The organism is Salinicola aestuarinus (assembly GCF_003206645.1).
Classification (GTDB): Bacteria; Pseudomonadota; Gammaproteobacteria; order Pseudomonadales; family Halomonadaceae; genus Salinicola; species Salinicola aestuarinus.
In genome coordinates, this window is sequence record NZ_PZJP01000005.1 from 464,695 (window position 1) to 490,806 (window position 26,112).

At 64.2% G+C, this 26,112-nt stretch carries 24 protein-coding genes; 15 read left to right on the top strand and 9 right to left on the bottom strand.

The features are described from left to right. The 9 genes from DOM41_RS07500 to DOM41_RS07540 all read left to right on the top strand — a co-directional run bounded on the left by DOM41_RS07500 (position 1) and on the right by DOM41_RS07540 (position 10,512). Positions 1 to 330, top strand: a complete 330-nt coding sequence (locus tag DOM41_RS07500) for a putative signal transducing protein (RefSeq protein WP_110686204.1) — start codon at positions 1 to 3, stop codon at positions 328 to 330. A 68-nt stretch (positions 331 to 398) separates the two neighbouring features. Next, on the top strand, positions 399 to 839 hold the full coding sequence (locus tag DOM41_RS07505; protein WP_110686205.1) for an acyl-CoA thioesterase: 441 nt from the start codon (positions 399 to 401) through the stop codon (positions 837 to 839). Between the two features lie 193 nt (positions 840 to 1,032). Further along, positions 1,033 to 2,151: an alanine dehydrogenase gene (ald, locus tag DOM41_RS07510; RefSeq protein WP_110686206.1), complete on the top strand. Its 1,119-nt coding sequence runs from the start codon at positions 1,033 to 1,035 to the stop codon at positions 2,149 to 2,151. A 269-nt stretch (positions 2,152 to 2,420) separates the two neighbouring features. Next, a complete protein-coding gene (locus DOM41_RS07515) occupies positions 2,421 to 3,167 on the top strand; it encodes an IclR family transcriptional regulator (protein ID WP_110686207.1) in 747 nt (248 codons plus the stop codon). Beyond that, positions 3,164 to 4,465: an NAD(P)/FAD-dependent oxidoreductase gene (locus tag DOM41_RS07520; protein ID WP_110686208.1), complete on the top strand. Its 1,302-nt coding sequence runs from the start codon at positions 3,164 to 3,166 to the stop codon at positions 4,463 to 4,465. Before DOM41_RS07515 ends, DOM41_RS07520 begins: the two co-directional genes overlap by 4 nt. Before the next feature lie 79 nt (positions 4,466 to 4,544). Next, positions 4,545 to 5,951 (top strand): Na+/H+ antiporter NhaC family protein, encoded by a 1,407-nt coding sequence (locus DOM41_RS07525; RefSeq protein WP_110686209.1) that lies wholly within the window; start codon positions 4,545 to 4,547, stop codon positions 5,949 to 5,951. Between the two features lie 90 nt (positions 5,952 to 6,041). Then, positions 6,042 to 7,055 (top strand): tryptophan--tRNA ligase, encoded by a 1,014-nt coding sequence (gene trpS, locus DOM41_RS07530; RefSeq protein WP_110686210.1) that lies wholly within the window; start codon positions 6,042 to 6,044, stop codon positions 7,053 to 7,055. A 258-nt stretch (positions 7,056 to 7,313) separates the two neighbouring features. Continuing rightward, positions 7,314 to 8,528 carry a YeeE/YedE family protein gene (locus DOM41_RS07535; RefSeq protein ID WP_110686211.1) on the top strand — a complete coding sequence of 405 codons (1,215 nt, stop codon included), beginning with the start codon at positions 7,314 to 7,316 and terminating at the stop codon, positions 8,526 to 8,528. A 301-nt stretch (positions 8,529 to 8,829) separates the two neighbouring features. Beyond that, the gene (locus tag DOM41_RS07540; RefSeq protein WP_110686212.1) at positions 8,830 to 10,512 is read left to right on the top strand and encodes an NAD-dependent malic enzyme; all 1,683 of its coding nucleotides are present in this window, start codon (positions 8,830 to 8,832) and stop codon (positions 10,510 to 10,512) included. An 89-nt stretch (positions 10,513 to 10,601) separates the two neighbouring features. On the opposite strand, the gene DOM41_RS07545 is transcribed toward DOM41_RS07540, so the two are convergent. The 5 genes from DOM41_RS07545 to DOM41_RS07565 are packed head-to-tail and all read right to left on the bottom strand — an operon-like array spanning position 10,602 to position 15,914. Then, entirely contained in the window at positions 10,602 to 11,552 is a 951-nt protein-coding gene (locus tag DOM41_RS07545) for an SMP-30/gluconolactonase/LRE family protein (protein WP_110686213.1), read from the bottom strand. Further along, positions 11,549 to 12,487 carry an ABC transporter permease gene (locus tag DOM41_RS07550; protein ID WP_110686214.1) on the bottom strand — a complete coding sequence of 313 codons (939 nt, stop codon included), beginning with the start codon at positions 12,485 to 12,487 and terminating at the stop codon, positions 11,549 to 11,551. The genes DOM41_RS07545 and DOM41_RS07550 overlap by 4 nt, the downstream gene beginning before the upstream one ends. Positions 12,488 to 12,497: 10 nt before the next feature. Beyond that, the gene (locus DOM41_RS07555; RefSeq protein WP_110686215.1) at positions 12,498 to 13,430 is read right to left on the bottom strand and encodes an ABC transporter permease; all 933 of its coding nucleotides are present in this window, start codon (positions 13,428 to 13,430) and stop codon (positions 12,498 to 12,500) included. Beyond that, positions 13,427 to 14,887: an ATP-binding cassette domain-containing protein gene (locus DOM41_RS07560; protein WP_110686216.1), complete on the bottom strand. Its 1,461-nt coding sequence runs from the start codon at positions 14,885 to 14,887 to the stop codon at positions 13,427 to 13,429. Before DOM41_RS07560 ends, DOM41_RS07555 begins: the two co-directional genes overlap by 4 nt. Further along, on the bottom strand, positions 14,880 to 15,914 hold the full coding sequence (locus tag DOM41_RS07565) for an ABC transporter substrate-binding protein (protein ID WP_110686217.1): 1,035 nt from the start codon (positions 15,912 to 15,914) through the stop codon (positions 14,880 to 14,882). The genes DOM41_RS07560 and DOM41_RS07565 overlap by 8 nt, the downstream gene beginning before the upstream one ends. Before the next feature lie 275 nt (positions 15,915 to 16,189). Between DOM41_RS07565 and DOM41_RS07570 the strand changes: the two genes are divergently transcribed. Further along, the gene (locus tag DOM41_RS07570; protein WP_110686218.1) at positions 16,190 to 17,386 is read left to right on the top strand and encodes a GAF domain-containing sensor histidine kinase; all 1,197 of its coding nucleotides are present in this window, start codon (positions 16,190 to 16,192) and stop codon (positions 17,384 to 17,386) included. Further along, entirely contained in the window at positions 17,383 to 18,102 is a 720-nt protein-coding gene (locus DOM41_RS07575) for a response regulator transcription factor (RefSeq protein ID WP_110686219.1), read from the top strand. The genes DOM41_RS07570 and DOM41_RS07575 overlap by 4 nt, the downstream gene beginning before the upstream one ends. A 95-nt stretch (positions 18,103 to 18,197) precedes the next feature. On the opposite strand, the gene acnA is transcribed toward DOM41_RS07575, so the two are convergent. Beyond that, positions 18,198 to 20,960: an aconitate hydratase AcnA gene (acnA, locus tag DOM41_RS07580; RefSeq protein WP_110686220.1), complete on the bottom strand. Its 2,763-nt coding sequence runs from the start codon at positions 20,958 to 20,960 to the stop codon at positions 18,198 to 18,200. Positions 20,961 to 21,322: 362 nt separating this feature from the next. On the opposite strand from acnA, the gene DOM41_RS07585 reads away from it, so the two are divergent. The 3 genes from DOM41_RS07585 (at position 21,323) to trxB (ending at position 23,411) form a co-directional block, all read left to right on the top strand. Then, positions 21,323 to 21,529, top strand: coding sequence for a zinc ribbon domain-containing protein (locus DOM41_RS07585; RefSeq protein ID WP_110686221.1), 207 nt, complete (start codon positions 21,323 to 21,325; stop codon positions 21,527 to 21,529). A gap of 137 nt (positions 21,530 to 21,666) precedes the next feature. Continuing rightward, a complete protein-coding gene (locus DOM41_RS07590; RefSeq protein WP_110686222.1) occupies positions 21,667 to 22,269 on the top strand; it encodes a peroxiredoxin in 603 nt (200 codons plus the stop codon). 188 nt (positions 22,270 to 22,457) lie between these two features. Beyond that, on the top strand, positions 22,458 to 23,411 hold the full coding sequence (gene trxB / locus DOM41_RS07595) for a thioredoxin-disulfide reductase (RefSeq protein WP_110686223.1): 954 nt from the start codon (positions 22,458 to 22,460) through the stop codon (positions 23,409 to 23,411). Positions 23,412 to 23,538: 127 nt separating this feature from the next. Here the strand turns inward: trxB and DOM41_RS07600 are convergent, their stop codons facing one another. After that, positions 23,539 to 23,817: a SlyX family protein gene (locus DOM41_RS07600; RefSeq protein ID WP_110686224.1), complete on the bottom strand. Its 279-nt coding sequence runs from the start codon at positions 23,815 to 23,817 to the stop codon at positions 23,539 to 23,541. Positions 23,818 to 24,040: 223 nt separating this feature from the next. Between DOM41_RS07600 and DOM41_RS17875 the strand changes: the two genes are divergently transcribed. Then, positions 24,041 to 24,523: a cold-shock protein gene (locus tag DOM41_RS17875; RefSeq protein ID WP_110686225.1), complete on the top strand. Its 483-nt coding sequence runs from the start codon at positions 24,041 to 24,043 to the stop codon at positions 24,521 to 24,523. A 126-nt stretch (positions 24,524 to 24,649) separates the two neighbouring features. On the opposite strand, the gene DOM41_RS07610 is transcribed toward DOM41_RS17875, so the two are convergent. After that, positions 24,650 to 25,588 (bottom strand): cation diffusion facilitator family transporter, encoded by a 939-nt coding sequence (locus DOM41_RS07610; RefSeq protein WP_110686226.1) that lies wholly within the window; start codon positions 25,586 to 25,588, stop codon positions 24,650 to 24,652. A gap of 126 nt (positions 25,589 to 25,714) precedes the next feature. Then, positions 25,715 to 26,107, bottom strand: a complete 393-nt coding sequence (locus DOM41_RS07615) for a hypothetical protein (RefSeq protein ID WP_110686227.1) — start codon at positions 26,105 to 26,107, stop codon at positions 25,715 to 25,717. Positions 26,108 to 26,112: the final 5 nt, after the last annotated feature.

The following is a 26,112-nucleotide window of genomic DNA, read 5'->3' on the forward strand; positions in this document are numbered from 1 at the left end:
ATGACGCCCTTCGCCGACAAGACCTGCGTCTTTCGCCACCCCAACACGATGCTAGTCAGCCATGTGCGCAACGTGCTCGACAGTGCGGGGATCGAGGCGACACTGCGCAACATGACCCTCGCGGGTGGCGCCGGCGAGCTGCCACTAGATCAGTGCGAAGCGGAGGTCTGGGTGGCGCAGGACGAGGCTGTCCTCGCCGAGCCCCTGGTGCGCGAAGCGCTTGACGGCCCGGCCTTGCGGACGCCGGGCTGGCGTTGCTTTCACTGCGGCGAGTGGCTGGAAGGCGCCTTTGATACCTGCTGGCAGTGCGGGGCGCCGCGCCCCGCCTGAGCTGTCGTTCGACGGGCGGGGAGGGGCGTTGGGTCGCTTCCCGCTGCGCCAACCTGGGGAGCCAGACGATGGAGTGGGACCACGCCGAGCCGTTCGTTCTCGACCTTTGGGTCGAGGCTTCTGCTATCGACCACTACGGTCACGTCAACAACGCCGAGTATCTTCGCTGGATCGAGCGGGCGAGCTGGGCGCACTCCGGGGCGCTGGGGCTCAGCCTTGACGACTATCGTGCGCTCGATCGAGCGATGGTGGTCCACCGCCACGAGCTCGACTATCTGTCGCCGGCGTTCGAGCATGATCGTCTGGCCCTGGCTACCTGGATCGTCGCCTGCGACGGGCGTCTCACCCTCGAACGCCGCTTCCAGCTCATCCATGTCGATACCGGGCGAACCCTGCTTCGCGCCCACACCCGTTTCGCCTGTATCGCGCTCTCGAGCGGCCGTCCCCGACGAATGCCGCCGAGTTTCGTCGAGGCCTATGCGGGGGCCTGTAGGCCGTTGCCTGACTGAGGCCGTCCCGGTCTGTCGATAGAAATATCGTCTGCTCAACGCGTAAATTCAGGATTTTATTTCGCAGCGTGGGCGGTTTTCGCGACAATTTCGTCTTTTGCGCAGACCTATTCCGACGACAGGAAGCGGCGTGCTGTAATCCGGTAATGCGCTTTTTCGCTAGTCATTTGCCCGCCATTACCAGGAGTCGGCCATGCGTATCGGTGTCCCCAAAGAGATCAAGAACCACGAGTACCGCGTCGCACTGACGCCGGGTGGCGTCCGTGAACTCGTCGAGCGCGGTCACCGCGTGCAGGTACAGTGTGACGCCGGCAGTGGCGCGGGCTACAGCGACGAGGCATTTCGCGACGCCGGGGCCGAGCTGATCCGTGACGTCGACGCGCTGTGGGCCACGGCGGAGACGATCCTCAAGGTCAAGGAGCCGCAGCCGGAAGAGGTGGCGCGCCTGCGTCCCGAGCAGGTGCTGTTCACCTACCTGCACCTGGCCGCTGAGGAGCGTCTGACGCGGGGACTGATCGAGAGCGGGGCGACCTGTATCGCCTACGAAACCATGACCGATGACCAGGGGGGGTTGCCGCTGCTGGCGCCGATGAGCCGCGTCGCCGGGCGAATGGCGGTCCAGGCCGGGGCGCACAGCCTGGAGAAGGCTCAGGGCGGTTCCGGCATTCTGCTTCCCGGCGTGCCGGGTGTCGCACCCGCGAAGGTGACCGTGATCGGTGGGGGCGTCGTCGGCGAGAACGCCGCGCGGATGGCGCTGGGCCTCGGCGCTGAGGTCACGATTCTCGACCGCTCGCTGCCGCGTCTCGAGGTGCTGGATCACCGCTATCAGGGGCAGATTCGTACCGTCTATTCGACTGCCGAGACGCTTGATATCGCAGTGCGCGAGTCCGATCTGATCATCGGTGCTGTCCTCGTACCCGGTGCCGCCGCGCCCAAGCTGATCACCCGCGCCATGCTGGCGGACATGAAGCCGGGCAGCGTGCTGGTGGATGTCGCCATCGACCAGGGCGGCTGCTTCGAGACCAGTCGGCCCACGACCCACGCCGACCCCAGCTACCTCGTCGACGGTATCGTCCACTACTGCGTGGCCAACATGCCGGGCGCGGTGGCAAGAACCTCCACGCAGGCGCTGACCAATGCCACGCTGCCGTTTGTGCTGGCGCTGGCAGAGAAGGGCGCCAGGCAGGCCCTGGCCGACGACCCGCATTTCCTCGCCGGGCTCAACGTCCACGCCGGTCAGGTGACCTACGCGGCGGTGGGCGAGGCGTTCGGGTTCGATGTCGCCGATGCCAGGCGCTGCATCGAAAGCTGATTCAGACGCCGACCGCCTGGCCGCGGTCAGCCGAGTCGACGGCCGCCGTTGTGGCGACCGATTTAGCCAGGGGGCGAGGCCGAGTCGCCGGTCTCGCCCCTGACTGTCTCGAAAGCGACACCCGCGGGGAAAAGTGCTTGAGTCTCTCTATATGAGACGAACTCGATTGGGCGTCTCGGTATGCTCGAGAAAGATACCTATTTCGAGTTCCTGCCTTGGCTTCCCATTCTCGCGAACCTTCTCAGACACCTTCCACTTTGCGCCATGTCATGGGGCTTCTGCGTGCCACGGCCGCCTGCGGCGCGCGCGGTGCCAGCATCGACGATTACCTCGACGCGACGGAACTGAGTCGGCCGACGATTTATCGGCTACTCAAGGGCTTGCGCGAAGAGGGGTTTCTGCGGCCTTCGCCGGTCCGCCACCGCTATCTGCTCGGCTACGAGCTGCTGGCACTCGGTGCGGAAGCCGGTAACGGTGCCAACCTGCGCGATCTCGCCCGTCCTCGACTGTTGACGCTGGCGCAGCAGCTCGGCGACAGCTTCTATCTCTTCGCCCATGACGGGCGTCACGCGGTCTGCCTCGAGGTGCAGAACGGCGCCTACCCCGTCGGCAGTTTCGTGGCTTCGATCGGCGGGCGCGTGCTCCTGGGCGCCGGCCAGGCCTCGATTGCGCTTCTGGCGTCTTTGGCGAAAAGCGAGCGTGACTGGATTCTCGCCGCCAACCGGGATGAGCTGGCCAGCCGCTATGACATCGAGATCGACGCCGTCGAAGCGGAGATCGAACGGTGCGTCGAGCAGGGCTATGCGCGGGGGGTGGAAGGGTCGAGCCTGCCCGAGTTTACCGGGCTCGCCCTGCCGCTACTCGACCACAGTGGGCGCTGTCTCGGGGCGATGACCTGTTCGATGCTCAAGTCGCGGATGACACCCGAGCACCGCCGTGACGTGCTGGCCGGGATGGCCGAGCAGATCGAGGACCTGGTGACGCAAGCCCATGGCTTGCTGAGGGCGGACACATGAGTCTGTCCAGCACCCGCCCCCATTTCCCCGCGCACCGTCGCCCCTGCGGCTGGCAGGCGCTGCTTTCCCCGGCTGCCGATAGACCGGCGCTTCACGGCGACCAGACGGCCGACGTGGTGATCGTGGGGGCTGGCTATACCGGTGTGGCCGTCGCGCAGACCTATCACGCCCTGGCACCGCAATCACGGATCGTCATGCTCGATGCCGAAACGGCAGGCGAGGGCAGCCCGGGGCGTAACTCTGGTTTCATGCTCGAGATCGCGCTGGCGGGAGATGCCTCGACGGGCGAGCTCGAACGGATGTCGGCGCTCAATGCCTTGAGCCGGCGCGCCATGGCGTCACTGAAGTCGCAGGTCGACGCGAACGGTATCGACTGCCAGCTGCAACGGACTGGCACCTATCGCGCGGCGCGCGGCGCGGAAGGTCGCGCGTCTCTCTCTCGCTACCGTGAATTTCTCGCCGCCGCCGGACTCGAGTTTCAGGCGCTGGATCGCCGGGGGCTGGCATCGGCACTGGGCACTGACTACTACGCCGAGGGCCTCTACTCCCCCGACTGCTATCTGGTCCAGCCTGCCGCACTCATTCGTGGGCTGGTCTCGACGCTGCCTCAGGGGGTCGAGCTTTACGAGCGCTCGCCGGTCGTCGGCCTCTCGCGTGATGGCGATGCTTGGCGCGTCGTGACACCCGAGGGGACGGTGCGTGCCCGCCGAGTGGTGCTGGCCAATAACGCCTTTTCTCGGTCACTGGGCGCGGATCGGTCCCGCCTCACCGCCATTTATACCTATGCCGCGTTGACGCCGCCGCTGACCCCCGAGATCAGCGCGGCCGTCGGCGGTGCGCCCTGGGGGCTGCTCCCGACCCACCGGCTGGGGTGCACGTTACGGACCACGGCGGATTCCCGCCTGATGATCCGAGCGCAGTACAGCTATGAGCGTGAACGTAACAACGACGAGGTCGCGGCCGATCTCGCCGCCAGTCTCGTGGCGCGTTATCCGTCGCTCGACGGCATCGGCTTCGACAAGGTCTGGGGGGGCACCACGGGTCTCACCCATAACGGCGCGCCGTTATGGGGAGAGATCGAAGACGGCCTGTTCGTCTCTGCCGGTTGCAACGGCGGCGGCATCGTCAAGGGCACGGCGCTGGGGGATGCACTCGCCCGGCAGATGCTGGGGCATCCCTTGGCTGACATCCCCGCGCTCTTTGGCAAGCCCAGTTGGATGCCGCCGGAACCGATTCGTCGCTTGGGCTTTGAAGCGATTCGTCGCGTCGAGCAGCGCAAGGGGCGCGACGAGGCCTGACACGACCTGGCCTTTGCGCCGCGTATCGAATAACCACAACTCGCACCATGACATCCAAAACAGATAACAAGGAGTCAGCATGGATCCTCAGACTCACTTCGGCCTGCTCTCGCTGCTACCGGCCGGTCTTGCCATCGTGTTGGCCTTCGCCACGCGCAACACCATCTTCTCACTGGCCGTGGCCTGCGTCGTGGGCGTCTCGATCATGGGCCGGGGGCTTTTCGGGTTCCCCGATCTACTGAAGACATCGCTGGGCACGACGGATTTTTCCTGGATCCTGCTGCTGGAGCTTTTCATCGGGACCGTGATCGCCTTCTTCCAGCGCACCGGGGCGATCCGCAACTTCACGCTGTGGGTCGAGGCCAAGGCGTTGTCCCGGGTGCGGGTACAGCTGGTGGGCTGGGTGATGGGGATGTTCGTCTTTTTCAGCGACTATTTCAGCCCGCTGTTCGTCGGCTCCACCATCCGCGGACTGACCGACCGCTATCGCGTCTCGCGCGAGAAGCTGGCCTACATTGCGGATTCGACCTCGGCACCGGTCAGCGTGCTGATCCCCATCACTGGCTGGGCGGTCTTCATCTCGGGACTGTTGATCGGCATGGGGCCTATCGAGACTGCGGGGGATGCCATTCAGGCCTTCGTCTATGCCGTGCCGTTCAATCTCTACGCCTGGCTGTCCGTGCTGACCGTCGGACTGGTGATCGTCGGTGTTGTCCCGCTCTTTGGCCCCATGAAACGCGCCGAAGCGCGGGCTCAGGAGGAGGGCAAGGTGTTCCGCGACGGCGCCGACCCGCTCCTGGGAGAGGAGTTGACCGATCTGCAGCCGTTCGAGGGGATCAAGACGAGCCTCTTTTTGAACTTCGTGCTGCCGGTACTCGTGGTCATTGGCATCGCGGTGGGAACGTTCGCATTCCAGGGCTCTGCGAAGACCATGGAAGCCTTCCTGGCGGCGGCGGTCGTTCTCGGCGTGATCATGCGGCTGCAGGGCATACCGCTCAACGACATCATGAAGACCGCGACGGCGGGCATGAAAGGCGTCATGCCGGCCATTCTCATTCTCGCGCTCGCCTACTCCCTGAACCAGCTATCCAAGGACATGGGGACCGCGGCCTATATCGTCGAGGTCAGTCGTGACTGGCTCTCGCCCACACTACTGCCGGCCATCACCTTTCTGCTGGCTGCGCTGATCGCCTTTGCGACCGGCTCTTCCTGGGGAACGTTCGCGATCATGATGCCGATCTCGGTGCCGGTCGCCTTTGTCTTCACCGGCGATGCGCTCACCTCGCTGGTCTACGCGACGATCTCGGCGGTAGCGGGCGGCGGTGTCTTCGGCGATCACTGCTCCCCGCTTTCCGACACGACGGTGCTGGCCTCGACGGGCGCGGCCTGCGATCACATGGATCATGTTCGGACACAGATCCCCTTCGCCCTGGCTGTCGCGGCCGTGTCGCTGATGGCCTACCTGCTGATCGGCCTCACGCTGTAGCGGCCTGAGCGGGCGGGGGAGGTTCGCTAAGGAGAAAGTGGCAGGGTAGACTCTCGGTTCTGCCACTTCTCCCATTGATTCGAAGAGTCCATGAGCAAGCGACGCGTTCTTACCGGTATCACCACCACGGGTACGCCCCATCTGGGCAACTACGTCGGCGCGATCAAGCCGGCGATCGCCGAGAGCCAGAACCCCGACGTCCAGTCCTACTACTTTCTCGCCGACCTGCACGCCTTGATCAAGGCGCAGGACCCGCAGCGAGTCCAGCAGTCTCGCCTCGAGATCGCGGCGACCTGGCTGGCGCTGGGGCTCGATACCGACAACGCCATCTTCTATCGCCAATCGGATATACACGAGATCCCCGAACTCGCGTGGCTGCTCTCCTGCGTCTGCGCCAAGGGGCTGATGAACCGCTCTCACGCCTACAAGGCCGCCGTGGGTGACAATGAAGCCGCAGGGCATAGCGACCCGGACCGCGGCATCAGCATGGGACTGTTCGGCTACCCGGTACTGATGGCCGCCGACATTCTCATGTTCAATGCCAACAAGGTGCCGGTGGGACGCGATCAGATCCAGCACATCGAGATGGCCCGCGACATGGCGGGGCGCTTCAACCACATCTACAAGGGCGACTACTTCACGCTGCCGGAAGCAATCGTCGATGAGAAGGTCGAGGTGCTCAGAGGGCTCGACGGGCGCAAGATGTCCAAGAGCTACGACAACACCATTCCGCTGTTCGTCAGCGAGAAGAAGCTGCTCAAGCTGGTGCGCAAGATCAAGACCAATTCGCTGGAACCCGGCGAGCCGAAGGATCCTGACACCTGCACGCTGTTCCAGATCTACTCCGCGTTCGCCACGGGCGAGGAGAGTGCCGAGATGCGCCGGCGCTACGCCGAGGGCATCGGCTGGGGTGAGGCCAAAAACGAGGTGTTCGAGTATCTCAACGCCCACCTGCGAGAACCGCGGGAGCGCTACGAGGCATTGATGAGCGACCCGGCGCATATCGAGCAGGTGCTGGTGAAAGGCGCCGAGCGTGCACGTGAAGAGACGCAGGCGCTGATGGACAAGCTCCGGCCCGCCGTGGGGCTCGGGCGCTTTCTGTAGCGTCTCTTGATGTCCTGACGCCCTGACGTTGAGAGGACGTCGGCGCTATCCGAAGAGCGGCACTGCCTCTCCATCGGATCGGGCGTGAGACCCGCCAACGACCGACGACGACACGACTCGGGCCAGCGCCACGGCGCTGGCCCGAGTCGTTTTGTTATAACGTCATCGCCTATCGTCAGAACGGATCGAGTTTTGTAAAACTCAACCATAGGACTAAAGTACTCGCCATTCGATTTTGATCTAATGGAAGGAGTTTTTATGTCCACCGTGACTCGTCCTTCACCGCCGGGTATCGGGCGCTTTTCCCCGCGGGCGTGGATCGCTGCCATTGCGCTGTTGGTGGGATCGCTCGCTATCGGGACGCTCTTTGAATCGCGTCAGGGCTGGCTGATGCTGGTCGGCGGCGCGCTGGGGATCGTGCTCTACCACGCCTCTTTCGGCTTCACATCGGCCTGGCGTGTATTCATTACTGAACGCCGCGGTCGCGGGCTGCGGGCGCAGATGGTGATGCTGGCGCTCGCGGTCGTACTGTTCTTTCCGGTGCTCGCATCCGAGACGCTGTTCGGCCATCCGGTGCGCGGCTTTGTCTCGCCGATCGGTGTGTCGGTCATCGTGGGCGCGTTCCTGTTCGGCATCGGCATGCAGCTCGGCGGTGGCTGCGCTTCGGGCACGCTCTTCACGGCGGGCGGTGGCAACGCCCGCATGATGATCACGCTGACGTTTTTCATCGTCGGCTCGGTCATCGGGACAGCGCATTTCGCCTGGTGGCAGAGCCTGCCGGCCTTTGAACCGATGTCGATGCGAGACCTCTTCGGCACCGGCGGGGGTATTGCGGCGAGCCTTGCCCTGTTTGCGGCGATCGCCGCTGTCACTGTGGCGATGGAGAAGCGCCGCCACGGCCAGCTCGAGGCCGCTCCTGCCGCGGTGCCCAACGGCAAGCGCTGGCTGACTGGGCCCTGGCCGATTCTTGCCGGTGCCATTGGTCTGGCTCTGCTCAACTTCCTGACGCTGGCGCTGGCGGGACGCCCGTGGGGAATTACCTCGGCGTTTGCGCTGTGGGGTGCCAAGGTTTTTCAGGCCCTTGGCGGTGACGTGACGAGCTGGGGCTACTGGCAGAGCCCGGGCCGCGCCGCCTCTCTCGATGCCAGCGTCTTCAGCGACGTCACCACGGTGATGAATATCGGCATCATGCTGGGAGCAGGGCTTGCCGCCACGCTCGCCGGCCGCTTCGCTCCGAACTTTCGCATTCCGCTGCGTTCGGTGCTGGCGGCGATGATCGGCGGCATCTTTCTCGGTTACGGCGCACGCCTGGCCTTCGGCTGCAATATCGGTGCCTACTTCAGCGGCATCGCCTCCGGCAGCCTGCATGGCTGGCTGTGGCTGATAGCCGCGTTCGCCGGCAACATGCTCGGCGTCAAGCTACGCCCGCTGTTCTTCCCCGGGCCGGCGAGGCCGGTGGCGGCGAGCTGCTGAACACCCCACGAAGACGCGATGACCCTCGCGCCTTGTCGCTCGAAAGCCCCGCTCCGGCGGGGCTTTTTCGTGGCAATGGGCGCTACGCTTGCGGGCGGTCCCCTGCGTCACAATGTCATCCCCGGTATGAAATGGCATACTGGCGCCCCTCGACCTTCCTCCGAGTCGGTCGATTGCGCCTGCCGGTGGGACTGCGCCGGACAGAGGCTAACGACAGCGCCACTGCGAGCCGACACCGCCGAGCGATGGTGCCCCGGTTCGGCCGGCGCCATCCATTCGTAGGTTATCGCGAGAGTCGACCATGACAGATCACGCCAAGCGCGCCCTCTATATTCCCTACGCGGGCCCCACGCTGCTGGAGATGCCGCTGCTCAACAAGGGCAGCGCCTTCACGAGCGAGGAGCGCATCGAGTTCAACCTGGTGGGTCTGCTGCCGCAGAACGTCGAGAGTATCGAAGAGCAGGTCGAACGCGCGTATCACCAGTACACGCTGTGTCAGAACAATCTCGACAAGCACATCTATCTACGTGCCATTCAGGACGACAACGAGACGCTGTTCTTCCGCCTGCTGGAGGAGCACCTCGAAGAGATGCTGCCGATCATCTATACGCCCACGGTCGGCGAGGCGTGCGAAGAGTTTTCCAATATCTACCGCAATCACCGCGGGCTCTTCATCTCCTATCCCGATCGCCACCGCATGGACGACATCCTGCGTAGCGCCACCAAGGACAAGGTGCGGGTGATCGTCGTCACCGACGGTGAGCGCATTCTCGGCCTCGGCGACCAAGGCATCGGCGGGATGGGGATTCCCATCGGCAAACTCTCGCTCTATACCGCGTGCGGCGGCATCAGCCCGGCTTACACGTTGCCGATCACGCTCGACGTGGGGACCAACAATCAGAAGCTGCTCGACGACCCGATGTACATGGGGTGGCGCCACGAGCGCGTCTCGCCGGACGAGTACGCCGAGTTCATCACGCTGTTCATGGAAGCGCTCAAGCGCCGCTGGCCCGATGCGCTGCTGCAGTTCGAGGACTTCGCGCTGACCAACGCCATGCCGCTGCTCGAGCGCTACCGCGATGAGGTCTGCTGCTTCAACGACGACATCCAGGGAACGGCATCGGTCGTGGTGGCGACTCTGCTGGCGTCGTGCAAGGCGAAGAACGCCAAGATCAGCGAGCAGGTCATCACCTTTGCCGGGGCCGGTTCCGCCGGCTGCGGTATCGCGGAACAGATCGTGATCGCCATGACCCGGGAGGGGCTCTCCGAGACCGAGGCGCGCCGGCGCATCTTCATGGTCGACAAGGACGGCCTGCTCACCAGCGAGACGCAGAATCTCTATCCTTTCCAGCAGCGCCTGGCGCACGATGCCGCCGATCTCGGCTTTGACGGCGACGCCACTGCGCTGATCGACGTGATTCGCAATGCCAGACCCACGATTCTCATTGGGGTGTCCGGCCAGCGTGGGCTGTTTACCGAAGAGGTGATCAAGACGCTCAACGCCAACTGCGACAATCCGCTGGTGATGCCGCTTTCCAACCCCACTTCCAAGGTGGAAGCGACACCGGAAGACGTGCTGGGCTGGACCGACGGTCAGGCGATGGTCGCGACGGGCAGCCCCTTCCCGGCGGTCGAGGTCAACGGGCGTAGCGTGCCGATCGCCCAGTGCAACAACTCTTACATCTTTCCGGGCATCGGCCTTGGGGTGATTGCCGCCAACGCCAATCGGGTCACCGACAACATGTTGATGGCCGCCTCGAATGCGCTGGCCGACAGCGCACCCATCGTCCAGACCGGTGAGGGTGCGTTGCTGCCTTCGCTCGGCGACATTCGCGAGATCAGCCAGCAGATCGCTTTTGCCGTCGGCCAACAGGCCCAGGCCGATGGCGTCGCGCTCTCCTCGAGCGACGAGGTGCTGTGGGAGTCGATTCACGGCCACTTCTGGTACCCGCGCTACCGCCAGTACCGTCGCCGTTCGGTCTGATCCGGTTGGCGCGAGCCAAGCGCGACAACCCGTCAAGCGCCCCGCCCCGTGCGGGGCGCTTGCGTTTCAAGCGGGCGCTTTTGGAGGCGTTAGCGCGATGTGGTCACCGGTGGCGATGACGGTGTGGTCCAGGACTCGGCACCCTGAATATCGACAAAGACGCAGTAGAGCGAGGTCGTGGCGGTGAGATAGAGACGGTGCCCGTCACTGCCGCCGAAACAGAGATTGGAGACGGTCTCCGGCACCCGGATCTTGCCCAGCAGCGTGCCGTCCGGGGCAAAGCAGTGCACGCCATCAGCGGCGGACGACCAAAGGTTGCCCTCGCAATCCACACGCATGCCGTCCGGCAGGCCGCTGTCGATCTCGGCGAAGACGCCGTCGTCGACGAGTCGCGCCCCCTCCACGCGAAAGCGGCGTATCACCGACGCTACGCTATCGTCGTGACTTGACCCGCTTTCGGCCACATATAGCCGGTCTTCGCTCGGGGAGAAACACAGGCCGTTGGGCTGGGTGAAATCCGAGACGACCGCCTCGACCGCCTGCGTCACGGGGTCGATACGGAAGACGTGATTGGCGGCCTGAGCAGGCGTTGCTCGATAGCCTTCGAAATGGGAGAGGATTCCGTAGGTGGGATCCGTGAACCAGACGGCGCCGTCGCGGCTGACGACCACGTCGTTGGGCGAGTTCAAGCGCTGACCGTCGTGGTGCGAGGCAAGGACGCTGAGGCTGCCGTTGTGCTCGGTCCGAACCACATCGCGGTGGCCGTGACGGCAACCGACCAACCGGCCCTGGCGATCGCGGGTATTGCCATTGTTGAACCCCGAGTCACGGCGGTAAACGCTCAGGCCTTCAGTGTCCGACCAGCGCAGGATGCGTTGCGACGGGATGTCGGAGAACAGCAGGCACTGGTGGTCGCCAAACCACACAGGGCCTTCCGTCCAGGTGAAGCCGGTCGCCAGCCGCTCGAGCTTCGACATGGGATGCACCAGACGACCAAAGCGCGAGTCGACAAGCTCGATGTGCTCCGGAAACTGAATCATGCGTGATTCCTTCTGCTGCTGGCGGCGATGACGATGCCGATGATGATCACGCCCGTCAGCACGCTGCGTGCCCCGGCACCGGCGCCGTAGGTGTTGAGCATCGAGACGACCAGGAACATGAAAAAGGCCGCACCCCAGATACCCGGGACGTTGGAGAAACCGCCTGCAATCGACGTGCCACCGATAATCACCACGGCGATCGACATCAACAGGTACTCCGCGCCCATGTTGAGCGCCGCGCCACCTGAGAAACTCGCGAGCAGAAAACCCGCGACGGCGGCGAACACGGACACGCTCAGATAGGCGGTTGCACGGACCCGCTCGACGGGAACGCCGGCGAGTCTCGCGGCCCTTGGATTCTGTCCGGCAGCCAGCAGCCAGCGGCCCCAGACGCCACGTTCGAGCACGATCCAGACGCCTATGCTTAGCGCGAGGCCCACGAGAGCGACGTTGGGGATCTCGAGGGTGCGTCCGGTCGCGAACTCCGCAAGCGCCTGTGGGGGTTTGACCCGCAGCCCGCGGTTGGACCAGATGGCCAGAGACTGATAGACCAGCGACGCGGCCAGGGTGGCGATGATCGGAGGCAGACGCAGCAGGAAAATCAGGGCGAAATTGGCCATGCCCGTGCCCAGACCCACCAGTAGCGCGACGCCCAGTCCCAGGAGCACGGTGTCCGGCGCCCCATCCATCGCCTTGAGGGCAAGGGTGGCGGATAGTGTCATGGTGGCGGGGATCGAAAGGTCGACGTTCCCCGGTCCCAGGGTAATGACGAGCATCTGCCCGACACCAACGATCGCGGCAAACGCGCCGAAGGAGAGCGCGGCATAGGCCAATCCGCCGGCGCCGCGCCCCGACCCTAGCGCCAGAGTGGCGGCGAAAGTGGCGGCGGCTGCCAACCAGGCCCATAGCCAGGGCCGGCGTAGCACATTGGGCATCTTGTTCTCCTTAGCGCCGGGCGCCGTCACGTCCGTTGAACAGTAGGCGTGCTGCCAGCACGGCGATCAGAATTGCCCCCTGGGCACCGATCTGCCAATCGGGGGAGAGGCGCATGAAGCTCAAAAACGAGGCGGCGAGGGCCAGCGTCAGCGCGCCGATCACGGCCCCCGCCGGGCTGACCTTGCCGCCGGTGAACTCACCGCCGCCAAGGATCACGCCGGCGATGCTGAGCAGCGTGTAGCGCAGGGCGATATTGGCATCGGCCGAGGTTGTGAGACCCACCAGCGCCATCCCGGCCAGTACGCCGAAGAGCCCGGCCAGTCCGTAGGCCAGGGCCTTTAGTCGGACCAGCGACCAGCCGGCCCGGCGGACGGCGTCGGCGTTGCCGCCCACACCTCGCAGCACCGTGCCGATCCCGGCGCGGGCGATCAGCCAGTGCGTCACGCCGGCGATCAGGCAGGCCGCGACCAGGGCCATCGGCATCAGGGGAGGCTTGACCGTCATGATCGCTCTAAGCCAGGCGGGGCTGGTCCCGCCGGGGGAGGGCAGCAGGAACAGTGCCAGTCCTCCCCAGACGAATGACATACCCAGCGTGACGACGATGGCGGGCAGGGCCAGCGCATGAATCATGGCGCCCATCAGCGCATAGCTGAGGATGAGTGCCGCCATGATCATCGCGCCGATCAGCGGCGACTGCTCGAGGAAGGTGGCGGCGACACAGGCGGCCAGACTGACGAAGGCGCCGATTCCCAGGTCGATGTCATTGACCATGATGATCAGCATCTGGGCGATCGTCGCGAGCGCGATGGGCACCGCGAGATTGAAAAGCAGGTTCAGGCCGAAGTAGCTCATCGTGCGCGGCTGGACGTAGAAGGTCACGGCAAGCAGCAGCGCCAGCGAGGCGATCGGCAGTAGAATTCGGTAACGGCTGAACAGCGTCATGCCTCTGACTCCTGCATCTCGAAAGAGGCTTCGAGAATCTTCGCCTCGGTCAGCGCGTCACCGCTCAACGCCGCGGAAATGGCGCCGTTGCGATAGACGAACACCCGATCGCACTGACAGACCTCCTCCGTCTCGGTGGAGTACCAGAGGAAGGTGCGTCCCTTGGTCGCCTCGGCACGCACGAGGGCGTAGACATCCTGCTTGGTGCCCACGTCCACGCCGCGCATCGGATCATCCATGATCACGATCGGCGCCGCTGAGGCCAGCGCGCGCGCGAACAGCACCTTTTGCTGATTGCCGCCGGAGAGCGAAAGAATGGGGTTGGAAAGCGTCTGGGTGCGAATGCCGATGCGCCGTTGCCACTCATCGCCGACCCGGCGCTCGCTCGCCCGATCCACCAGCCCCCAGCGAGCGGTGGTGGCCAGAAACGACAGGCTGATGTTGTGCAGGATCGACCCGAGAGGCAGGAGGCCATCGCGCTTGCGATCGCCTGCGACGAAGACCATCGGGGGCGTACCGGTCTCACGCCAGGCGGAGGTGGCGTCGAGATAGAGCCTGGCCAGCGCTTCGGCCTGGCCGTGACCGGCGAGCCCCGACAGGCCCACGATCTCACCGCGACGCGCCTGTAGCCCCGCTTGCTCGACCAGCACGTCGCCGAGTTGGCGCGGCGAGGCTTCGCTGTCGCTCTCTGGCGCCGTTGCAACATGTCCCATGACATCGACCAGCCCCTGGCGCGTGAAGTGGTCAGCGGCTTCGTCGGCGACGATGTGGCCATCCTTCATCACCAGAATGCGGCTGGCGACCCGGAATATTTCGCCGAGCATGTGCGAGATGAAGACGACCGCGCCACCGTCATCGCAGAATCGCGTGATCGCCTCGAGCAGTTGATTGGCAATCCCGGCGTCGAGCGACGACGTGGGCTCGTCGAGAATCAGCAGTTTTGGCGCTCCGCCCAGCGGGGAGAAACGGATCGCGATTTCCACCATCTGGCGCTGGGCGATGGAGAGCGTCTCGACCAGCGCGTCGGCGGCGATGCCGTGACCGGGAAAGAGAGTATCCAGACTGGCTTCGATTTCGGCACCGGCGCGTCGCCGCCAGCCCCAGCCGCGGAGGTCGGCATGAGCGATACGCAGATTCTCCGCAAGGCTCAAGTTGGGGCACAGGGACAGCTCCTGGAAGACGGAGCGGACCCCGGCGGCCAGCGCGTGGTCGGCCGAGCTGGCCGGAAAGTCGACGCGACCCGACGAGGCGGCGAGCGCGCCGTTGATGAGGCTCACCAGCGTCGACTTCCCCGCCCCGTTGTGACCGACCAGACCGAGGCATTCGCCGGCCCGGATGTCGAGATCGACCCGGTTCAGGGCCGTGACCGCGCCGAAGCGCTTGGTCACATCGGTGAGCGTTACCAGCGGGGCCGTCTCTCGCGAAGGGCCTGTTGGCTGGAGCGCGGGCTCATCCATTGTCGGCGCTGGCGATAACGGACTGGGCGTCGTCGAGGGTGTAGACCGTATTGGCGACCGACCCTCGGGGTGTCTCTTCCAGCACCGACTCCAGCGTGTCCTGTGTCACTTTCAGAAAGGGGACGGTGAGATCCTTGGGGACCTCCTCGCCGGCGAGGATCTGCTGCGTCACCCAGAAGGCCAGCGAGGCGACGCCCGGCGCGATCGACATCGACAGCGTCTCGTAGCCATCCTTTGCGTGTTGCTCCTGCCACCACTGCAGCTCGTCCTGACGGTTGCCGAGCACGATGATCGGCATATCCCGACCGGCGGCGTCGAACGCTTGCGCGGTACCGTAGCCATCGCCGCCCTGGGTCACGACGCCGGCGATCTCGGGCAGCGAGGGCAGCAGCCCTGCGACCCCTTTTTGTGCGACCTCCTGCGCCCAGTCGCCGTGAACCGAGCCGGAGATACGAAACGCGTCGTGCGTCTCGACGCCTCGCTGGATTCCGGCGTGAATCTGTTCGTCGACGGAGGTACCGGCCAGTCCCCTGATCTCGAGAAGGTTGCCACCGTCGGGCAGACGTGAAGCGAGATAGTCCACCTGCTGATGGCCCATCGCCTCGAAATCGACCGCAATGCGCCAGGCGCAGGGTGCCGTGACGATACCGTCGAAGCTGACCACGGTGACCCCAGCATCGCAGGCTTCCTGAACGGCCCCATTGAGCGCAGTCGGTGAGGCGGCATCGATGATGATGGCGTCGTACCCCTGGAGGATCAGGTTCTGAATCTGGGCCGCCTGCTCGGTGGCCTGGTTTTCCGAGGTGGTGTAGGCGTCGGCCGCGTCGATGACCCCGTCATTTGTCGCCTGTTCTGCCGTCTCTTCGAAGGACTGCAGCATCACCTGACGCCAGGAGTTGCCGGCGTAGTTGTTGGAGAGGGCCACGCGCTTGTCGGCGGTCGCCTCCTGCGCCTGTGTCATGCCGCTCAGGGTGAGGCTGATGGCGCCGATCACGGCGGCAGAGAACAGCTTGTTGTTCTGAGTCATGAGTGTCTCCCGTTGGCCTTATCGCGCGTCGGCGATGTCGAGCACGCCAGCATCGGTTGCCGACGTCCTGAATCCTGCTGTCGATGATTGGCTTCCCACGAGAAAAGCGTAAAGGCGGTGGGCCGCACAAATCCTGCGGGTTCCCGCCATTCGAGGGTCAACTTAGGGATGAGAAGGGGCGCGGGCATCGTACGATCGCGACTTATGGATGAAGGGCACGCCGCCAGGTTCCGGATATTCTTCAGCATCGTAGGGCAACCAGAGTGAGCCGGGGCATGAGCGAAATCGCGGCGCCGTTGTCGCCAGAGGCGATCCTGATGCGGATTCCCGCACGCCTGAATCAGCAGGTCAGCATCCAGTCGGCACTCGACGCCGTCGCCGAGGATATCGCTCAGCTCATCCCCTTCACCCACGCGGATATCTGTCTGTTCGATACCCCGGCGTGGGTCGCAAGCTATGAGGTGGGTATCAGCACCTACTGGTCGGAGCGGCGTACGCGGCTCGACTGCTCGCCGGTACGCGATGTGCTCACCGGCAAACTGCCGTTCATGTTGAGTGAGAATGCGATGGAGGATCCGCGCCAGACGTTCAGCAATGCCTGCAGCGACCCCATATTCAGGCATGGCCTGCGCAGCCGGGTGCATGTTCCGCTCTACGGCATGGGCAGCGTGTTGGGCACGCTCAACCTCTCGCATGACGTCGCCGGTCGTTATGCCCACGCCACCGTGACATTGGCCCAGCGCCTGGCGTCGGTGCTCGCCCCGGGTTTTCAGGCGCTGCAACTGCGCGCCAGCCTGCAGCAGATGTCCCGGACGCGAGCGGAAACCCAGGCGCGGGAGGAGGGGCTGCGCCGAGGGTCTCTCGAGTTGACGCAAGCGCTGGAACAGGAACGCCAGCGGATCGGTATGGACCTGCACGATCAGACGCTGGCGGACCTCACACGTCTGCTGCGCGAGCTGCAGGGCGACGGGCCGCCGCCGGCGAGTGAGTGGCTTGCGGAGCAGCTGGAGGATTGCATCGACGATCTTCGCGGCATCATCGAAACGACATCGCCGAGACTGCTCGATCTTTTCGGCTTCACTCACGCCATTCGGGTGCATCTCGAGCGGGCTGCCGAGCGAGATAGACTTCAGGTCGACATTATCGATGAGACCCAGGGGGCGCCCGATCAATTGCCACCGACGGTGCGCACGGCGCTGTATCGCATCGTTCAGGAGGCGATCAACAACGCCGCCAGGCACGCCTGTGCCGGACGTATCTGGGTCAACGTGAGGCGCAATGCTCAGGCCGCGCTCTGGTTGACCGTCCGTGATGACGGCCGCGGACTCGGCGGCGGACACCCGCGCGCCTGCGGCATCGAGCACATGCGTACCCGCGCTCGGCTGATTGCCGCGGAACTGGACATCTTCGACGACGCAGGCACCTGCGTGTCGATGACGCTGCCGCCGTTACCGCTTGAGGTCCGAGCATGAGAATTCTGGTGGTCGAGGATGACCATTTTCACGCGTCGTTTTTGCAGGGCGTCATCGCCGAGGCGTTGCCCGAGGTCACCGAGACGCTACACGCCCAGGATGGCCTCCAGGGCGAGGCCGCAGCGCGCGCCGGCCACTTCGAGGCGATCGTCATGGATCTTCAGATGGTGCCCCGCAATGGCGTGGAGGCGGCGCGCACCATCTGGCGAGAACGGCCGCGGACGCGCATCCTGTTCTGGTCCAACTACTCCGATGAAGCCTATCTGCGCGGTGTGTCAGAGATCGTGCCGGCCAACAGCGCCTACGGGTATGTGCTCAAGACGGCCAGTCGCGAGCGCCTCAAGCTGGTCCTGCGGGCCGTCTTGATCGACGGCCAAGTGATGGTCGACCGCGAGATTCAGCGGCTGCGGCGGCGCAGCGCCTCGCCCCGCCATGTCCTCAGCGACAGCGAGTACGCGGTGCTGCTGGATCTTGCCCTGGGTCTGCAGGACAGGCTGATTGCCGAGCGCCGGGGGATGTCGCTGAGAACGATCCAGAATCGCCTGCTGACGCTGTATGAAAAGCTTGGCGTGAGCGATGACGAGCCCGGCGTTCCCGCTTTCAATAAACGCGTTCGCGCGTTGTCGCGGGCGATCTCCACCCGGACGCTCAATGTGGAAATGCTGGAGACGGCGCAGCGCGACCTGGATCACTGGCTGAGCGAACGCCGCGACTGACGCGGCGCCGCGTCGAGGGGCCGAACGAAAAAGCCCCACCAATCGGTGGGGCTTCGATGACGCCTGCTGGGGAGCAGGCTGAATGCGTCCGGCGTTTACAGCATGCTGCGCAGCACATAGTGCAGGATGCCGCCGTGGCGGTAGTACTCCAGCTCGTTGGCGGTATCGATACGGCAGAGCGCGTCGAGTGTCTTCTCGCCCTTATCGGACTGGATGGTCACCTTGACGTTGCCACCCGGGGAGAGCTCCTTGAGGCCTTCGACGGAGACGGTCTCGTCGCCGGTCAGGCCCAACGTCTCGCGGGTTTCACCTTCCGGGAACTGCAGCGGTAGTACGCCCATCCCGATCAGGTTGGAGCGGTGGATACGCTCGTAGGACTCGGTGATGACGGCGCGCACGCCGAGCAGACGCGTGCCCTTGGCCGCCCAGTCCCGCGAGGAGCCGGTGCCGTACTCCTTGCCGGCGATGACCACCAGTGGCGTGCCCTCTTCGGCGTACTTCATCGCAGCGTCGTAGATCGACATCTGCTCGCCATTCGGGACGTAGCGCGTATAGCCACCCTCGACGTTCTCCAGCATCTCATTGCGGATACGCACGTTGGCGAAGGTGCCGCGCATCATGACTTCATGGTTCCCTCGGCGTGAGCCGTAGGAGTTGAAGTCTTTCACCGCGACACCGTGTTCCTGCAGGTACTGGCCGGCCGGGCTGTCGGGCTTGATCGCGCCGGCCGGTGAGATGTGGTCAGTGGTGACGGAGTCGCCAAGCTTGGCCAGCACACGAGCGCCCTGGATATCCTCGATCGGTGCGGGCTCTTTCTCCATGCCCTCGAAGAACGGGGGGTGCTGGATGTAGGTAGAGTCCTTCGACCAGGCGTAGACCTCGCTCTGCGGGAACTCGATGGATTGCCAGATCTCGTCGCCGTCGAAGACTTCGGCGTATTCCTTGCGATACATCTCGGTCTTGACCTTCTCGACCGCCTCGGCGATCTCGGCCTGCGAGGGCCAGATGTCCTGCAGATAGACCGGGTTGCCGTCGCTGTCGTTACCCAGCGGCTCCTTCGACAGATCCTTGCGCACGTTGCCGGCGAGCGCATAGGCGACGACCAGGGGCGGTGACGCCAGCCAGTTGGTGCGCACCAGCGGATGGACGCGACCTTCGAAGTTGCGATTGCCCGAGAGCACGGAGGCGACGGTGAGATCGCCGTCGTTGATCGCTTTCTCGATCGGCTCCGGCAGCGGGCCGGAGTTACCGATGCAGGTGGTGCAGCCGTAGCCGACCAGGTTGAAGCCCAGCGCGTTCAGGTCGTCCTGCACGCCGCCGGCGGCAAGGTAGTCGGTGACCACCTTGGAACCGGGGGCGAGGGATGTCTTGACCCAGGGCTTGGTGGTCAGGCCTCTCTCGTGTGCCTTACGCGCCAGCAGACCGGCGGCCATCATCACGCTCGGGTTCGAGGTATTGGTGCAGGAGGTGATGGCGGCGATGACCACGGCGCCGTGGTTGAGCGAGAAGGACTCATCGTCGTACTCGACCTGCTGGCTGTCCCCGGTCTTGTAGTCGTTTCCGGTTTGGTAGTCTTCGCCGTCGGCAGGCGGCGCGCCGACCGCGGTGTCACCGCCCTCCGAGAGCCACTTGCCCTGTTCTTCGGCGGGAGCGTCCGGCTTGCTGCCGCTCATCAGCGCTTCGAAGGTGGACTTGAGATTGCTCAGCGCGACACGATCCTGCGGCCGCTTGGGGCCGGCAAGGCTGGCTTCCACCTCATCCATGTCGAGATGCAGCGTATCGGTGAAGGTGGGCTCGGCGCCCGCTTCGCGCCACAGGCCCTGCGCCTGGGAGTAGGCCTTGACCAGCTCGATCTGCTCTTCGTCGCGCCCGGTGAGTCGCAGATAGTTGAGCGTCTCGTCGTCGACCGGGAAGAAGCCGCAGGTCGCGCCGTATTCCGGCGCCATGTTGGCGATGGTGGCGCGGTCGGCCAGCGGTAGATCCTCGAGACCGTCGCCGTAGAACTCGACGAACTTACCCACGACGCCTTTCTTGCGCAGCATCTGGGTGACGGTCAGCACCAGGTCGGTGGCGGTGATGCCTTCGTTGAGCTTGCCGGTGAGCTTGAAGCCGACGACTTCGGGAATCAGCATCGATACCGGCTGGCCGAGCATCGCCGCTTCGGCTTCGATGCCGCCCACACCCCAGCCGAGAACGCCGAGGCCGTTGATCATGGTGGTGTGGGAATCGGTGCCGACGAGGGTGTCGGGGAAGGCGTAGGTCTTGCCGTCGACTTCCTTGGTCCAGACCGTCTTGCCGAGGTACTCGAGGTTGACCTGGTGACAGATGCCGGTGCCCGGCGGGACGACACGGAAATTGTCGAAGGCGTTCTGGCCCCAGCGCAGGAACTCGTAGCGCTCCTGGTTACGCTCCATCTCGATGGCGACGTTGTCCTTGAAGGCGGACTGGTCGCCGAAGTGATCGACCATGACCGAGTGGTCGATCACCAGATCCACTGGCGAGAGCGGGTTGATCCGCTCGGCCTTGGCACCCAGCTTCTTGACCGCATCGCGCATCGCCGCCAGATCGACGACGCCGGGCACACCGGTGAAATCCTGCATCAGCACGCGAGCGGGGCGGTAGCCGATCTCGCGAGTGGACTTGCCTTCCTTGAGCCAGGCTGCGAGCGCCTGCATGTCCTCCTCGGCGACGGTGGGGTCGTCGGCATAGCGCAGCTGGTTCTCCAACAGCACCTTGAGGGTCATCGGCAGCTTGTCGATGTTACCCAGGCTCTCGGCGGCCTTGGGGAGGCTGTAGTAGTGGAATGTCTTGCCCGCGACGTCCAGCGACGACAGCGTGTGACTGGGTGATGTAGACATAGAGTCCTCCTCGTCATGATGGCAGCGTCGACGTCGACTCACAGGCGTCGGCGTACCGGTCCGGTTGCTTAGCGACGCGCGGCAGACACGGCTGTCGGCGTTCTGTGGCGATTCTGGCGTCGCCACTCGGCTATGTGCGTCATTATGGTCCCACGGCAGTTGTCGACAATAAAGATGGGCGTGATGCGCCGCCTTTTCAATCGCTGACGCGCCCGCGGTGACGCTTGCCTGGATTCGCGCGCCGCCTGCGAGCCGAAATCATGGCGGTAGTCCCTGCCAAGGCTTGAAACATCGCATCACTGGCTCCACTTCAGCGTAGTCCACGCAAATGACGGTGTTGGTTCGATCTCCCGGAGGCAGCAATGACGCAAGAAGGCGTAGTCGAGTGGCCCGTCCACTGCCCCTACTGCGACGCACCGTTCACGATGCTGCTGGACATCAGCGCCGACAGCTACACGACGTGGGAAGACTGTGCCGTCTGTTGTCAGCCAATTCAGGTCGCGGTCGCCGTCTCGACCGCCGGCGAGCTGGAAGATGTGACGCTCGCCAGTGACGATGATGTGATGTGAATCGCGCCAGAAGGCGATGGCAATAGCAACGCACTATGTATCCTATTGCCGTAATCCAATGGGACTATTAAGCACTAGCCTTTAGTCTAGTCTCGTATTCAACGCCGCTATCTACCTCAACTCTCGAAGGAGAACTCATGAGCGTACTCGTAGGTCGTCAAGCCCCCGATTTCGAAGCCGCAGCCGCGCTGCCCGACGGTTCCATCAAGGACGACTTCCGTCTGTCCGACTCCAACGGCAAGCTGCGCGTCCTCTTTTTCTGGCCGCTCGACTTCACCTTCGTCTGCCCCTCCGAGATCATTGCCCATGACAACCGTCTGGCGCAGTTCAAGGAGCTGGGTGTTGAGGTGATTGGCGCCTCCATCGATTCGCAGTACACGCATCACGCGTGGCGTAAGACCTCGCCGGATGCCGGTGGCATTGGTGAAGTCGGTTTCCCCATCGTGGCCGACGTCAAGCATGAGATCTGCCAGGCCTACGGCATCGAGCACCCGGAAGCCGGCGTGGCACTGCGCGCCTCCTTCCTCATCGATGAAGACGGTGTCGTACAGCACCAGACGGTCAACAACCTGCCGTTGGGCCGCAACGTCGACGAGATGCTGCGTATGGTCAAGGCGCTCAAGTACCACCAGACCCACGGCGAAGTCTGCCCGGCTGGCTGGGAAGAGGGCCAGGAAGGCATGAAGGACACCGCTGAAGGTGTGGCTAAGTACCTCGGTACGTACTCCACCAACCTGTAAGGTGGGTGATCGAGAAGGCGGCCTGCGGGCCGCCTTCCGTGTTTCTGGTATCATGCGCGCTTTTCAGCGCTCTGCGGCATGGCTCGAGAACCGGGCCATGCCGCAGAGCGTTCCCTGTCTCGCCTCGAGCCGGATCGGCGCGGGACAGCGAAACCGTCTTCCGAATCGTTGATTGAATCGAGGTAGCCATGAGCGACGTGCGCCACGAACGTTTGATAATCCTGGGCTCCGGGCCGGCGGGCTACAGCGCGGCGGTCTACGCTGCGCGCGCCAACCTCAAGCCGCTGCTGATCACCGGCATGCAGGCCGGTGGCCAGCTAACGACCACCACCGATGTGGACAACTGGCCCGGTGACGACGAGGGCGTTCAGGGACCGGAGCTCATGGAGCGCATGCGCAAGCACGCCGAGCGGTTCCAGACGGAAGTGCTGTTCGACCATATCAATGAGGTCGAGCTTCGTGAGAAGCCGTTCACGCTCAAGGGCGACAACGGGACCTATACCTGCGACGCGCTGATCGTCTCCACCGGTGCCAGCGCCCGCTATCTGGGGCTGCCGTCTGAGCAGCAGTTCATGGGGCAGGGCGTCTCCGCCTGCGCGACCTGTGACGGTTTCTTCTACCGCAATCAGGAAGTGGTGGTCGTTGGCGGTGGCAATACCGCGATGGAAGAGGCGCTCTACCTCTCCAACATCGCCTCCAAGGTGACGCTGGTGCATCGCCGGGATTCGCTGCGCGGTGAGAAGATCCTGCAGGATCGGCTGATGGAGAAAGTCGAGAACGGCAACATGGCAATCGAGTGGAACCATACCCTCGACGAAGTGCTCGGCGACGGCAGCGGCGTCACCGGTGCCCGGCTGCGCTCCACACTCACCGGCGAGACGAAGGATCTCGGCGTCATGGGCGTATTCATCGCGATCGGCCATACGCCCAACACTGGCATCTTCGAAGGCCAGCTCGAGATGGCCAATGGCTACATCCGTGTTCAGTCCGGACTCGAGGGCAATGCGACTGCCACCAGCGTGCCCGGTGTCTTCGCCGCCGGCGACGTCATGGATCACGTTTACCGTCAGGCCATCACGTCTGCCGGCAGCGGTTGCATGGCAGCGCTGGACGCCGAGCGATTCCTCGACGGGCTCGAGTAACTCGCAACCGCTGGCGACCGCAGACAGAAAGGCCCGGCAATTGCCGGGCCTTTCGGTTTCTCCTCCCGGCGCGTCCGGCCTGGAAGGGCGATCTCCTGCCGCGCGTCATTACCCAGTGTCGAGCGCGTCAGTAGTGAGGAGGCAAGTCGTCGTGGGACGTTGACTGCTCTCCACCCAGGTCGGCGAGCACCTGACCCTGCTCGCGTAGACGCTCTCGCATCAGGGCGTTCAAGCGGGTGAGGCGTTCGATCTCGGCATCCTGTTCGCGAAGACGACGATCGAGCGTTTCCAGCCAGTCCTCCTGAAAGGTCAGCCGGCTCTCCAGCGCCTCGACGCGCTCCTCCAGCGGCGTGCGCTGCTCCCCGATTGCCGTGTTAGACTTTTCCCGCTGCGTGTCATAGGTCATTGACGGCACCTTTATGTACGTAAATCACTGAACGTGCGTAAATTAATGGATGTACGTAAGTTATTCGCTGTACGTGAGTTGTTGGATGTACTTGAGTTGTTGGATGTAAGTAAGCCATTTCGTTTTAACGCAAGCGTTTCGACGTCAGTGCCAACCGCGCTCCACACCGCCACTCGACGGTGCTGCGCGCTCCACCGATTCGACTTTAGAGATTTGAGACTCCATGAATAGTAAGACGCTTCTACGCTGTACGCTGATCAGTTTACTGCTGTCGATTCCCTCTCCGCTGCTCATCGGCCTGGTGATCACCTTGATCAGCAGCATGTTGGCGCACGATCTCACCTGGTTCCTGGACTTCGAGGGCGTCTCGGCGCTTTACGCTGCCACCGTGCTTGCCGTGTTTATCATCCTGCTGCTCGGTACGCTCGCGGTAACGGCGCTGGCCCCCCAGAAGACACATGCCGTGACAGCGGCCATGCTGGCCGACGTCGAGAACGACGACCGCGAGCTCGGCGAGGTGAAGTGGTTCAACGTCAACAAAGGCTACGGCTTCATCACGCGGGCCAGTGGGGAGGACGTGTTCGTCCACTTTCGGGCCATTCGCGGCAAGGGCCATCGCACGCTCGCCGAGGGGCAGAAGGTTCGATACTACGTGGTGGAGAACGACCGTGGCCTGCAAGCTGACGATGTGACCGTCATCACCTGATCGGATCGCTGGCTTCCCGCCGGTATTCGATGGTGAGTACCGAAACGCCCCCCGCTGCGCGAGCAGCGGGGGGCGTTGCGTTGGGTGGCAGCCAGAAGCCTGTCGCCACCGCTTGGCCGGGCCGACTCAGCTCGCCGTCACGCTGGCAGGCTCGTCATCGACGCCGGCCCGGGCTTCCGCCTCGACGAACACGCGTTTAACGCTCTCGTGCTGCTGCTTGATTCGCTTGTCCAGCTCGGCGATGGTCCGCTCGATACGCTCGGCTTGAGTGCCTCGGGCGAAGCGGACACTCAGATTCACCAGCACGAAATCGGGGCCCATGTGCATGGTCAGTACCTCGTTGACCTCGTCGATACCGTCGGCGGCGCGTGCCAACTGACGAATGTCCTCGACCACGTGGCGGTTGGCGCTCTCGCCAATCAGCAGACCCTTGGTCTCCGAGGCGAGCCAGATCGCGGTGCCGCCGAGGATCAGACCGATGACCACCGAGGCGATGCCGTCGAAGATCGCCAGGCCCGTCCACTGGCTCAGCCCGACGCCGGCCAGGGCTACCGTCAATCCCAGCAGCGCAGCAGAGTCTTCGAAGACGACCACGAACAGCGACGGGTCCTTGCCGCGGTGAACCGCTTCGAGATAGCTCCACTTGCCTTTGGTCTTGCGAAAGGCGTTGAGCGCGAAGGCCCATGAAGCGCCCTCGAACAGGATTCCCAGCCCGAGGACGATGTAGTTGATCAGCGGCGACTCGATCGGCTCGGGATTCATGATGTGGATCACGCCCTCGTAGAGCGAGACGCCAGAGCCGATGGCGAAGATCAATAGCGCGACCACGAAGCTCCAGAAGTAGACCTCTTTACCGTGGCCGAACGGGAACTCGGGACTTGCCGGGCGTTGGGCGCGCTTCATGCCCAGCAGCAGCAGAATCTGATTGCCCGTGTCTACCACGGAGTGAATGCCCTCGGAGAGCATCGCCGAGCTACCGGTGAGGGTCGCGGCGACGAACTTGGTGACGGCGATGGCTAGGTTGCCGCCCATGGCCGCATAAATGACCGCTTTGGATTCCGCCATTGTCAGACTCCCTGTCCTGGCCGCGGTTTGCGGCGCTGGCGTGATGGGCTATTGCCACCCCTGGCCGGTGCGGGGGCACCGGCTGATAGGGGGTATGGATTCGTCGATTGTCAGGTCGCTGACACGTCAGCGACCGGAGTCCGGCCAGCTGATGGCGTTCTCCGTGCCATCCGGCAGCACCTGCCAGAAACGGTCGGGATCGTCTCCCGGCTGCCAGCCACCGAGCGAGCAGCGAGCCTCGCAGCCGAGAGCCACTGCGGCCTCGCGGGCACAGTCGGTGTCCCGAGGCCAGGGGGTGGCATCGCAGTCGAACCACAGGCTCGCGAAGCGGTCCGCGGCACGCTCGACCAGCATGATGCCGATGCTTGTCGACTCACCGCTGGCCCGCGCATGCCAGATCCCTCGCTTGCCCTTAGAGAGGGTGAGGGCATCGTCACCGAGGCGCTCCCCCAGCCATGCGGCGATGGCGTCGATGTCGACGTCGGCGAGATAGATTTCGATATCGGGAAAACGCTCCATGACTT